General features: G+C 51.3%; 18 protein-coding genes and 1 pseudogene. All 19 read left to right on the top strand.

What is annotated here, in order from left to right; translation table 11 throughout:
- Positions 1–372: pseudogene (locus ACI2JR_RS27175) on the top strand (hypothetical protein); the annotation flags it as partial.
- Between the two features lie 12 nt (positions 373–384).
- A complete protein-coding gene (locus ACI2JR_RS27170; RefSeq protein WP_462479976.1) occupies positions 385–678 on the top strand; it encodes a FaeA/PapI family transcriptional regulator in 294 nt (97 codons plus the stop codon).
- Positions 675–887: a hypothetical protein gene (locus ACI2JR_RS27165; RefSeq protein WP_462479975.1), complete on the top strand. Its 213-nt coding sequence runs from the start codon at positions 675–677 to the stop codon at positions 885–887. Before ACI2JR_RS27170 ends, ACI2JR_RS27165 begins: the two co-directional genes overlap by 4 nt.
- Positions 880–1,665: a ParB/RepB/Spo0J family partition protein gene (locus ACI2JR_RS27160; RefSeq protein WP_462479974.1), complete on the top strand. Its 786-nt coding sequence runs from the start codon at positions 880–882 to the stop codon at positions 1,663–1,665. The genes ACI2JR_RS27165 and ACI2JR_RS27160 overlap by 8 nt, the downstream gene beginning before the upstream one ends.
- Positions 1,662–2,174 carry a hypothetical protein gene (locus ACI2JR_RS27155; protein WP_462479973.1) on the top strand — a complete coding sequence of 171 codons (513 nt, stop codon included), beginning with the start codon at positions 1,662–1,664 and terminating at the stop codon, positions 2,172–2,174. The genes ACI2JR_RS27160 and ACI2JR_RS27155 overlap by 4 nt, the downstream gene beginning before the upstream one ends.
- Positions 2,171–2,434 (top strand): DUF4752 family protein, encoded by a 264-nt coding sequence (locus ACI2JR_RS27150; RefSeq protein ID WP_462479972.1) that lies wholly within the window; start codon positions 2,171–2,173, stop codon positions 2,432–2,434. The genes ACI2JR_RS27155 and ACI2JR_RS27150 overlap by 4 nt, the downstream gene beginning before the upstream one ends.
- Positions 2,427–3,047, top strand: a complete 621-nt coding sequence (locus tag ACI2JR_RS27145; protein WP_462479971.1) for a hypothetical protein — start codon at positions 2,427–2,429, stop codon at positions 3,045–3,047. The genes ACI2JR_RS27150 and ACI2JR_RS27145 overlap by 8 nt, the downstream gene beginning before the upstream one ends.
- The gene (locus tag ACI2JR_RS27140; RefSeq protein WP_462479970.1) at positions 3,040–3,294 is read left to right on the top strand and encodes a hypothetical protein; all 255 of its coding nucleotides are present in this window, start codon (positions 3,040–3,042) and stop codon (positions 3,292–3,294) included. The genes ACI2JR_RS27145 and ACI2JR_RS27140 overlap by 8 nt, the downstream gene beginning before the upstream one ends.
- Positions 3,295–3,531 carry a hypothetical protein gene (locus tag ACI2JR_RS27135; protein ID WP_462479969.1) on the top strand — a complete coding sequence of 79 codons (237 nt, stop codon included), beginning with the start codon at positions 3,295–3,297 and terminating at the stop codon, positions 3,529–3,531.
- Positions 3,528–3,755: a hypothetical protein gene (locus tag ACI2JR_RS27130; RefSeq protein ID WP_462479968.1), complete on the top strand. Its 228-nt coding sequence runs from the start codon at positions 3,528–3,530 to the stop codon at positions 3,753–3,755. Before ACI2JR_RS27135 ends, ACI2JR_RS27130 begins: the two co-directional genes overlap by 4 nt.
- 4 nt (positions 3,756–3,759) lie before the next feature.
- Positions 3,760–4,491 carry a hypothetical protein gene (locus ACI2JR_RS27125; protein ID WP_462479967.1) on the top strand — a complete coding sequence of 244 codons (732 nt, stop codon included), beginning with the start codon at positions 3,760–3,762 and terminating at the stop codon, positions 4,489–4,491.
- Complete coding sequence (locus ACI2JR_RS27120; RefSeq protein ID WP_462479966.1) at positions 4,481–4,876, top strand: hypothetical protein; 396 nt, start codon at positions 4,481–4,483, stop codon at positions 4,874–4,876. Before ACI2JR_RS27125 ends, ACI2JR_RS27120 begins: the two co-directional genes overlap by 11 nt.
- Positions 4,877–5,358: 482 nt before the next feature.
- Positions 5,359–5,718, top strand: a complete 360-nt coding sequence (locus tag ACI2JR_RS27115; protein WP_196094793.1) for a helix-turn-helix domain-containing protein — start codon at positions 5,359–5,361, stop codon at positions 5,716–5,718.
- 3 nt (positions 5,719–5,721) lie between these two features.
- On the top strand, positions 5,722–6,204 hold the full coding sequence (locus tag ACI2JR_RS27110) for an ImmA/IrrE family metallo-endopeptidase (RefSeq protein ID WP_462479965.1): 483 nt from the start codon (positions 5,722–5,724) through the stop codon (positions 6,202–6,204).
- Between the two features lie 604 nt (positions 6,205–6,808).
- The gene (locus tag ACI2JR_RS27105; RefSeq protein WP_462479964.1) at positions 6,809–7,114 is read left to right on the top strand and encodes a Ref family recombination enhancement nuclease; all 306 of its coding nucleotides are present in this window, start codon (positions 6,809–6,811) and stop codon (positions 7,112–7,114) included.
- Positions 7,111–8,196, top strand: coding sequence for a DNA cytosine methyltransferase (locus ACI2JR_RS27100; RefSeq protein ID WP_462479963.1), 1,086 nt, complete (start codon positions 7,111–7,113; stop codon positions 8,194–8,196). Before ACI2JR_RS27105 ends, ACI2JR_RS27100 begins: the two co-directional genes overlap by 4 nt.
- The gene (locus tag ACI2JR_RS27095; RefSeq protein WP_462479962.1) at positions 8,193–8,837 is read left to right on the top strand and encodes an MT-A70 family methyltransferase; all 645 of its coding nucleotides are present in this window, start codon (positions 8,193–8,195) and stop codon (positions 8,835–8,837) included. Before ACI2JR_RS27100 ends, ACI2JR_RS27095 begins: the two co-directional genes overlap by 4 nt.
- Positions 8,834–9,424, top strand: a complete 591-nt coding sequence (locus ACI2JR_RS27090; RefSeq protein ID WP_462479961.1) for a hypothetical protein — start codon at positions 8,834–8,836, stop codon at positions 9,422–9,424. The genes ACI2JR_RS27095 and ACI2JR_RS27090 overlap by 4 nt, the downstream gene beginning before the upstream one ends.
- Before the next feature lie 373 nt (positions 9,425–9,797).
- A complete protein-coding gene (locus ACI2JR_RS27085; RefSeq protein ID WP_462479977.1) occupies positions 9,798–10,103 on the top strand; it encodes a phage holin family protein in 306 nt (101 codons plus the stop codon).
- The last annotated feature ends 14 nt before the right edge of the window (positions 10,104–10,117 follow it).

Below are 10,117 nucleotides of genomic sequence, written 5' to 3'. Positions count from 1 at the left end.
AGCAATCTGGCTACCGATGACGACTTCGATCTCGCGATGTGGTTCTGGTCGACCATTATCGAAATGTACGAGCGAGCGGCTGAATTCGACGGCTCTCTGGCAAAACCGAGAGAACCGAACTTTGTCGGATGGGCCCAAGAGGTTCGGATGCTTCGCCAGGAGCACGGCTGCAGCCACGACCAAATCCGCACCATGATTGAGCGTATTCAGCGCGATCAGTTCTGGTGCCCAAAGGTTCAAACCATGAAGACGCTGCGCAGCAAATGGCCTGAGTTGGCTCTGAAGCTGTGCCCGGTAAACCTTGCGGTTGGCGGCAATCTTGGGTTTAGCGGCAAAGTTGATACCAATATCCCGAAAGGTTTCAGAGGCTAAGGAGTTTTTTCAATGAAAACAACCAAATCCAAGAAAACACAATACTGCGGTGAAATCACGATGATCGAATTTCTCAAAGCTAACTCTGATTTAACCACGCGTGAAATCGCCACTGCGCTGGGTCGCGGTATGGCGTCAGTGAATGGCCAGCTTCGCCAGTTGCATGGAGCGGGGCAGATTACTCAAAGCGGCCTGCGTAACGGTGTGATCACCTGGCGCTTTAACGATATGCCATTTGGGTGCGCTAACCGGCTGCGGATGATGTTTGAAAACCTCCTGAGGGAATGCCGCGGGGTTGCTCAATGAAATTACCTGTTTGCCCTGAATGCGGCTTATCCCCTGAGTTTCACTGGAAGAATTATACGTTTGGTGCCTGCTCTGGCGCCCTGAAATGTCCGAATGATCATTATCGCGTCCAGCATGGTTACTGGGCGGGCAGCAAAGTAAAAGCGAAGCATGCTCTGGAAGAAAAATGGATGGCAGCGGTGAATAACAGCGAGGTTAAAAATGGCTAAAGATTCGAAAGTTGTATACGGCGCCAGTGGCAAAACGAACGTTTTAACGTTCGAACCTGAAAACCTACACCTGGTCACTGATAAGGCCCACCCGCTCTACGATGAACGTATCCACCTGCCGATCAACGAAGCAATGGTGCTGAATATCATGGATCAGGGAGTGCTTGAGCCGATCATCGTCTGGAAAGACCCAGAAAGTGGCCTGTCCTGCGTGGTTGATGGCCGTCAGCGTGTACGCCATACCCTGGAAGCCAACAAGCGCCTGGTGAAAGAGGGAAAAACTCCGCTGCTGGTTCCAGCAGTCGCTAAGCGCGGATCGGCTGTTCGCATGGCTCAGGCGATGGTTAGTGCAAACGAAATCCGCCAGGCCGATACACCGCTGGGCCGCGCGAAGAAAATGGCCGATGCGCTGGAACGAGGACACGATGAGCAAGACCTGGCGCTGATGTTCGGCTGTAGCGTGCAGACTGTACGCGCAACACTGTCCCTACTTGATGCCACCCAGGCCGTTAAAGATGCCGTTGAGGCCGGTTCCGTCACTGTTACCCAGGCTCGTCAACTGGCATCACTGAAGCCTGAAGAACAGCGGGAGAAGGTAGCAGAAATCGAAGCGGCGACCGCAGGCACTACCGGCCATGAAAAAGCCCGCCGGCAGCGCCAGGTTCTCGGTGAAACAAAGCCACGCATCAAATCACGCAAAGAAATCACTAAAGCCCTCGAGGGTGCAAGCGGCGAATATGCTGATGCACTGCGCTGGGTGCTCGGGGAGGCTGTATGACAATCACACTACAGGCAGTAAACGAGCTCATCCAGTCGCTGGAGTCGGCGGGTGAGCTGTCGATCAGAGAGCGGAAGTATCTGGAGCTGGCTAAAGCTTACCAGCAGATGGCTGCTGAGAATGTGGCGCTGAGCGCTGTTTTTAGCCAGAAGGAAATCCCATCCGAAGCAGTCGATGCATTCATGGAAACCGCCGTCATGGACCACGACTGGAATGAAACCTCCGAGTGGTCGTGGGTCGAAAACGAAACTGAGGTTATCCATGCGGTTCTGGAAGCTCTTAAGCCGGAAACCCCCGCCACCGATCGCATCGTAGCCGGGATTAAGGCTAATGCGCAGTCTGAAGTCATTGAGTGGCTTGATGCGGAAATTACGGCGTTAGACACTATGTACCGAGGTGATCCGAGTTATGAGCACGACGCGTACTGGATGAAATCAGAGGTTCTCGGCGTAGTTGAGTTGGCAAGAAAGGCGTTTCCCGCCCAGCTGCGCGAGGGGGCCGACAAATGAGCATCGCCACTTATCTCAATACCGGTTTAGCCATTCTGGGATGGGCATACATCATGGTTAAAACAGGGCAGTGGATTATTAAAAACGCCTTTAGCCAGTGGGACAAGCGCCGCAAAGAATCTCGCCGCCAGAAGGCCGTGAATGAGTTTTATGAGGCGTTCGAGCTTGACAGTCTGGAGCCTGGCTCTACCGCTCGCCTGGCCACTAAAGGCGATCTGACAATCATGATGTTCCGCAGCGAGGGAAAGTCCAATGACTGATATCACCGAACTGGCGCAGAGAGAGAAATTCGAAGCGTGGGTTATGACTCAAATCTGCATTTCAAAGTCAACGTTGGAAGGCTTGCGCACCGCCGATGGATACCGCAACAGCACGCTATCTGGCACTGATTACAACCGCCTGTGGAGCCTGTATCAATCTGCCGCTTCTGAGTTGGTAGAGGCGCTGGAGAAGGCGCAGGACGAAGCGGATGAGTTATCAAAATTCAAAGAGGTTATGACATCAGCAGCAGAGGCATTAAAAGCTGGCGAGCCGCTAAATCTTGAATCTCTGTTCAAAGGGGAGCTGGCTTCAGCCATGTTCTCAATGATGTTTGCTGGCGAGTTCGTTAGGTCTGGCGCAACAAATTATCTTGAACTTCTTTATGACGTTCCCGAGTTTGGCGAAATGACAGTGACTTTTCAGAAGGTTTCCGGAAAAACGCCAGTCCAGCGTATTGAAGAGCTTGAGCAACGCATCGCCGAGCTGGAGTCCCGCACCGTCACCGTGAAGCTGCCCACAACCCGCCTTTGGGCCGGAGTCACTGAGTGCTACGAAAAATCGGATGTACTCGCCGCTATTCGCGCTGCAGGCGTGGAGGTTTCTGATGATTAGCAGAAAGGAATTATTCGCTGAAATTAGCAATGAGGCAGTTTGTGAAGATGGCGAAGTTGTTGGGTATTTTGTCAAAAATAGCCGCATGAATTTGCTTGAACAGATGCTATGCAGCACCGTCACCGTGAAGCTGCCGACCGAGTTGGAATTGCGCTGCGGGGAAGTGTGTAGCGAATGCGCGGCGAATGCATTGCAGATGGTTGAAGACAAACTGACCGCCGCTGGCATCAAGTGGGAGGCTGAGTAGATGGCGAAATTAACCGATTATCAGCTCAACACTCTTCGTGCTATCAGCGAAGGCCAGGTGATGCTTCGTGGTCGATTCGATCGCTACTGGTGGGAATCCACCGACACACTATGCTCGGCTGTCGCGAGGCGTTTGAAGTCAAAAGGGCTTATCAAGACCGTTTACCTCAACCCTGTTCGCGACCGTGTAGAGCTTACCGCTGCGGGACACCAGACCATTGGAGGAGCCAACCAATGATCAGCAAAATTCTGTCTCGTTTTAAAAACGACCCTGAGCGCGTGAAATATGGCGAGTGGGTTAAGCGCTTCTCAACTCAGGTTTTCGAATGCACTCGAAGTGAAGATGCGGTCAAAGCGGAGCTTGAGTGCTGGCCATTTGTTCCTGAAAACAGCATCTATAACTGGCGTGATGCCGATCCTGTTGAAGCCGCAAACGAAGCGTTGAGCTATTACGGAGACTGAGCTAATGACCAGCAAATTAACCAGAGAACGCCTGCAGGAAATCGCTGAAGATGGATTCCTGAAGCATGGAGAAAGCAAAGAACTGGCCCGCATGGCGCTGGCCGCAATGGACAGCGAGCCGGTGGCGGAGGTATACCAGCCGCAGAATGTTGGGATATGCGCAGCACTTGGACCATCAGTCAGGATGCTATGCCCCCTGAAACCAGGGGAGAAGCTCTATCGCCACGCGCAGCCAGCGCCGGTAGGTAACGAATTCATCCCCAAAAATCTGGACAGAGCACTTGGTGTTTTAGGTATGGCATTGCCTGAGTCGAAAGAGGAATTCAACCTCCAGTCTGAGCGCTGGATTCAGAGGTTAATTGACCGCGTTATCCGCTATGCCGATGAGTTCAAAGAGCAGCCATCGCCGGTAGTGCCGGATGATCTACTGAGTATGGCTGCCTCAGCGATAGAAGACCTGCTGGAGCATACCGACCCTAACACTAGCTATTATTCTGGCGTGTGGGCTGATGTGCCTGGTAAGTTGCGCGCCGCCATACTCCAGTCTGGCAACTCTCCGGTAATTCCGGATGGTTACGTGATGGTGCCGAAGGAGCCGACAGAAGAAATGATAGCCGCTGCTATGAACTGCGATGATGTGGAGTTCAATAGCGACGAAACATTCTGCGTTAATTTCGACAACATCTACGCCGCAATGGTCGAAGCCGCCCCGCAGGAGGTTCCCGATGGAAAATGAAAGCGACAACGTCATCACCCTGGTGCAGCCAAAGCGCGACGAAGAGAAGCTGCTGAACATCACCGTAACCGATAAGAAGGCTTACGAAGAGCAACGCTGTAAGCACCTGTCGATTGAGGTCAGTGAAAAGGAGCGCACAGTGCATTGCACCAGCTGCGGCTGTGCGGTTGATCCGTTTGACCACCTCCTCCAGTGCGCAACAAATGGGGAGAGAGTGGTTACACAGATAGAGCAACTTTACCGCCGCCGTGACGAACTGCGAGAGGCTGTAGCCAACCTGGAGCGCGAAGAGAAAAACGCCAAGGCCCGGCTACGTTCCGCAAGAACGTCAATTCTCTTTGCAGAGAACGACCTGAAAAACACCGAGCAGGGGATAAAACAGTGAGTAAATCCCCCGCAGAACGCAAAGCCATAAAACGCAAACGCGCTATTTGTTATCAACAAATCTAAGGTTTGTTATTTATGCGAATGATAACCAGGAAGAAGCCAGCCTTCACAGAACTTTTCAACACGGGAGTTCTTACCCGCATCGTCGCGGTAAAAAGCCCTGACGGCGGAGGCTGGCGGTTGTTTGGTTTATGGCGCGATAAGGATATCGCGGTTTTTGTCGAGGCTGCTCGCGGTGGCGTTCGGGAGTGGTCAGGGTTGGACTACCTGGCTAACTTCTGCGGCAGCTGCGGAATTAGTCTGTGGGAAGTTCACAGCAAGGTCGATACGAGGCTACCTGAGTAGTAATTTTGAGTAAAAACCATCGGTGTAAAATAATTTACCAAAATGGTTTACTTTTTATCGCTTCATGGTAAATTTGGGTATATTGAAAATATCACAGGCATAAGCCTGCCCCCACAGCAAACCGAGGAATCAACTATGGCACTCACTGAATTCGGTAAGGCCGTCAGAAAAGCGAGGATAGATACCGACTGCACACTGCTTACAATGGCCCAGGCACTGGGAGTTACTTCTGCTTTTCTGAGTGGTTTAGAAACGGGAAGTAAAAAGATCCCCAAAAAATGGGTGAAGGAAATTCAGGCATTTTTTAAAGTTAGGGGTTATGAATTGGGTAACCTTCAGGAACTAGCTGATGTTTCTAATCAGTTTGTCTCTCTTGATGGTTTATCTCAGAACCAGCAGATGTTAGTAGCTGGATTTGCAAAATCTCCTCTGACACCGGAGCAGCTAAAGCGCATAGCCGAGCTGATGAAAAGCATAAACCATACTGAGGAATAACCATTGGAACCATCAGCTTACGTGTTACGTGGAAACCGTGTTGCACCAATGAGTATGATTGATATAACCAGCAGGGCTATAAATTACAGTACATTTTTCAATCTTAAGCACTTAAAGAGGAAGAAAAAACTTGATAAGGCGTTTGAGCTGTTAAGTGACTATGGGATTGTGTTGAATGTGGTTGAGGATCATATATGGACCAGGGATACCTACGACCTTACCTCTGGTCATTATGATCCTGTCACCTTGACCATTAGCGTGCCAAACCGGACTTTTGAACTAGCATGCAAAGGAGAGCGAGAAGCACTTTTTGTGCTTTTCCATGAATTGGGGCATCTCGTATTAGGGCACCGCCCACTTCTTCATAAAGGTAATAAACCAGCATTAGAAATTGAAGATGCTGAGTGGCAAGCTGATTTGTTTGCCGAGGTGGTTTTAAAGGAGTTAGGTTTTTATATGGACCAGCTTTCGTTTGAATTTTTATGAAAAAGCCCTGCTAGGAACAGGGCTTAGGGGTTGGAAAGCCTAGGAACTTTCCGGCGTGTATGGAGGTAACCCACCGCTACACTTAAACTTGACAATTTCAGTTTAGCGGATCTCCCAACAATTCGCAATCTGTATGGGTTTACAGGTATGCAGGGACTTGCTGATTATGGCAATGGGAACCTGTAGTAAATGCGGGAAGACGTGCGAAATCATTTTTCGCTACTCTGTTTGTATCAATGGGGTAATGCGTCATGCGAGAAAGGGCCATCCTTTCCCGATTCCTGTGTGTAGCTGCTCTGAGCAGAGTGCTGCTTAAGTTGTAATAAGAGACCCGCTTCGGCGGGTTTTTTTATGGCGATATTTATAGCAACATTTTATCTGGGAGATTCACAACAAAGTCGAACAAAATTCACCAATATGATAGCTCATATGCAGCAAGCTGATTTATAATAATCACATCGGCTGAACACCGAATCGACCAACTGCTGTGCCACGGAGAATAACCGATGGCGCAGACAATACGTTTTACCCATTCCCTGACACTGACCTTAGCTAACGCTGTGGTTGGTGTTTCTGTATTTCTGTCGCACCCAGGCGGTGCGATATGAGCAAATCAAAGAACAAAGCTGAAAAGCTCCATCTGAGCCGAGTGGCCTCTCTTGGCTGCATTGTTTGCCGTAACCTTGATTACGGTGAATCACCGGCTGAAATCCATCACTGCAGCTCTGGCACGGGCCTATCCGTTCGCGCTGATAACTTCCATGTAATCCCTCTATGCCATGCTCACCACCGCACCGGCGGTCACGGTGTTGCTATTCATGCTGGCCGTAAGTCCTGGGAAGAAAAATTCGGTACTGAAAGCGAACTGCTGGCGCAGGTTCTTCAGGAGTTAGGGGAGATCAACGCATGACCCCCGCGGCTTACTACAACGAAATCGATCCCTTTGCAGCGCAATGGCTGCGCAATCTCATCGCCGGTGGTCATATCGCACCGGGCGAAGTTGACGAACGGAGTATTGAAGATGTCACACCTGACGACCTCAGAGGATTTACCCAGTGCCACTTTTTCGCCGGAATCGGCGTCTGGTCTCACTCACTCCGCCTCGCCGGATGGCCTGACGATAAACCAGTCTGGACCGGCTCCTGTCCGTGCCAGCCTTTCAGCGCGGCAGGCAAAGGAGATGGGTTTGCTGACGAGCGGCACCTTTGGCCCCACTTCTTCCATCTCATCAGCGAGCTCCGACCTCAGCATGTCTTTGGCGAACAGGTTGCAGCAGGTAACGCAAATGCTTGGTTCGACCTTGTACAAACAGACCTGGAAGGACTGGACTACGCCCTTGGGCTTGTGCCGTTCACGTCAGCGGGCATCGGTGCGCCGCACATCAGAGAGCGAGCTTACTGGGTGGCCGAGTCCGCTGGCGAGCAATATCAAAAACTGCTACCAGGACTGGCTCAAGGTGTTGGCGCGGAAGGAAGCCGGTCGCCAGCCAAATCTACAGGACTTTGCAGTGATGGCGGCCTGGACAACACCGACAAGCCGAGACTGGAAAGACACTTCCGGGATGACAGCGCAGCGGGACGGGAAAGACAGACTGGACCAGCTGCCGCGCCAGGCGTTCATGATGGGATGGCCAACGCCGACAACGAGCAACACACGATCGCCATCAGTGGATGCAGCTATGAATATGTATCGACAGGACGGGAGCAAGACCCAACAGCGCCTGCAGGACTTCGCGGGGATTACCGGCCCCTTGAGGTTAACGGTTTTTGGCGAGATGCGGACTGGCTCTTTTGTCGAGATGGCAAATGGCGTCCAGTTGAACCCGGCACATTCCCGCTGGTTGATGGGGCTGCCGCACGCATGGGACGAGTCGAGCCCGGGGTGGCAAGAGTGGCAAGCAGCAACCGCGTCGGCCGCCTGAAAGGTTACGGGAACGCCATAAACGCCCAGGCTGCTGCAGCTTTCATTCGCGCTTATATGGGGGTCGTATGACATACCAACTTATCTACGTTGATCCGCCGTGGCAATACGGCAACAAAATCAGCAATGGTGCAGCAGAGAATCACTACGCCACAATGAGCCTCTCAGAGCTTAAACATTTACCAGTATGGGAAGTGGCTGCTGAAGATGCTGTTTTAGCAATGTGGTACACCGGCACGCATACGGAAGAAGCGATCGAGCTGGCTGAAGCCTGGGGCTTTCGTATTCGCACGATGAAGGGTTTTACGTGGGTAAAACTCAACCAAAATGCAGAGCGGCGATTCAATAAGGCGATAGCCGAAGGTGAGCTGGTGGATTTCAACGATTTGCTTTCCATGCTCAACAGCGAGACACGGATGAACGGCGGCAACTACACCAGGGCAAACACTGAGGATTTGTTGATTGCTACCCGCGGTATTGGGCTGGAGCGCGTCAACGCATCGATCAAACAAGTTGTGTATTCATGCCTGGGCGAGCACAGCGAAAAGCCGTGGGAGGTTCGCCACCGGCTGGAGAAGCTTTACGGAGACGTATCACGCGTAGAGCTATTTGCTCGCGAATTCTGGCCTGGCTGGGATCGCTGGGGAAACCAGTGCTCCAACTCCTTTGAAATTATCCCCGGACATATCAATAAAAATGAGGTGGCTGAATGACGTCACAGCAGCGCCTTAAACATCAAAAAGCCCTCAATGAAGTAGCGGCAGTAGTTCATAAGCGCTATTTGGGGCGCCCTGTGTTACTTACCGGTATTCAGTCAGCCTGGATAAAATCGCTTCTTACCGTCTGGGGGGGAAGCGTATGTGGTGGAACAGCCCCCAGGAAGCCTACAAGCCATTCCTGCTGGAGGATGCAGAAGGGCATGCGATGGTCAGACAAAGCGTTAGAGCGCTTTACTGCTGCGATTGAGCAGGCAAGAGGGGAGGGTTTTAGCGGGCAGCAGGCATTAAATCGGGCGCATGCAATTCTATGGCCGAAAGCTTCCAGTAGTGTAATAGACACCGCTATCCATGATGATGATGTCGATTTTGTTGAACAATGCGTACTCAAGGCGTTTGATTCAAACGATCCCATCTATGTTGTTGGCGTGAGCTACTACACAACCCGAAAGAAAATATCTGACATCACCAGGGATCTGCAGCGGTTAGCTCCGTGGCTCACGTCAGATCAGGCCAGAGAGCGTGTTAAATGGTGCCTCCAGATATTCAGGTCAAAGGTTTTTCTGACGGCAAAAAATATGTAATCGTGATTATTATGGAAAAATAACTTGAATTTCACCCAGAAAGTTAGATAATTCATTCATGCTTGGCAGAGCTGCGCCACTCGGCAGCGTTAAAAAGCGACAATTTGAACATAACGAGAACCCCGCCTACGCGGGGTTTTTGCTTTCCGGCGATACGACAGGGGTATTCGCGAGATGCATTGCATCAGTACCCCTGTCACATCGTCGTATAGCAGCAATGAAAATCAACAAGCCTCAGCACTCGCTGGGGCTTTTTTATTTCAGGCTCACGGGAATCATCCTCGACGCGTGTTGTTGTTAATCCAGCCCGTGAAGCCTGTTCCCCTCACACACAGCACCCCGTTAAACCGGAGGTGAAACTATGGCAAATCGTATGCAAGACAAAGAGAGCATGGCCGGAATAACCTGGCTGGCTCTGCTGATCATTGCTGGTTGGGGCGGTCTGGTCCGATTCCTGATGGATGTGAAGCAGGGTAAAGCGAAATGGAGCTGGATAAATGCTCTTGCGCAGATCGTCGTTTCGGCATTTGCCGGGGTTATTGCAGGGTTAATAAGTATTGAAAGCGGGGCAAGCATTTACATGATACTTGCGACTTCTGGGATAAGTGGTGCGATGGGCTCCGTTGCGCTGACGTATTTCTGGGAGCGGCTGACGGGGATTAAAAATGCTGGAAATTAATAAACAGCGCAAAG

Origin of the sequence: Klebsiella sp. NPDC088457 (assembly GCF_044900465.1) — a bacterium.
Lineage (GTDB): Bacteria > Pseudomonadota > Gammaproteobacteria > Enterobacterales > Enterobacteriaceae > Klebsiella.
This window is presented reverse-complemented; position numbering and strand designations above follow the sequence as displayed.